Source organism: Psychrobacter sp. T6-1 (assembly GCF_052258445.1).
This window is the reverse complement of record NZ_JBQQFC010000786.1, coordinates 1-570: the sequence shown is the minus strand read 5'-3', so window position 1 is coordinate 570 and position 570 is coordinate 1. Positions and strand designations below refer to the sequence as shown.

Here is a 570-nt window from a genome sequence, read left to right as displayed (position 1 = left end):
AAATTTGGACGAACATAATCAGTAAAAGTAATCAGCTCAACCTCATAGCCTTGCGCTTCTAGCGAGCTTTTAACTTGATTACGTACCATATCGGCAAAGTCACCTTCGGTTGTACCGATAATGATTTTGCTTTTTTGAGTATCACTGTCATTGCTGGCTTTAGCAGAGGTAGCAGGCGCTTCTTTAGTCGCTTCTGGCGCTGATGAATTGTTGCAGCCAACTAGTACCAAACCTGATACGCCAACGATGCCAAAACCAAGTGCCAATTGACGGCTAATATCGTTAAATTTCATAATTTATCCTTAGTAGTCATGAATTAAATACAGCATTTATACTATTGTTTTATCGCTTGTCTAAACGCGTCGCAAGCCAGTTACCAAAGGCTTGGATGGATATCACCATAATCGATAACATAATGACGATAAATACCATGACCTCAGTCTGATAGCGATAATAGCCATAACGAATGGCTAAATCACCCAGACCGCCGCCGCCAATCATACCTGCTGCTGCCGAATAAGACAGCAGACTGATACAGAGAATCGTCACTGACAAAACCAGCCCTGAGCG

The 570-nt window shown here is 42.5% G+C and carries 1 protein-coding gene and 1 pseudogene; both read right to left on the bottom strand.

Annotated features, from left to right (window positions below; translation table 11 throughout):
* On the bottom strand, window positions 1-293 hold a 293-nt coding region (locus ACTXGO_RS15980), incomplete at its 3' end, for a MetQ/NlpA family ABC transporter substrate-binding protein (protein ID WP_443575213.1).
* A gap of 49 nt (window positions 294-342) precedes the next feature.
* Window positions 343-570, bottom strand: a pseudogene (locus ACTXGO_RS15975) (ABC transporter permease); the annotation flags it as partial.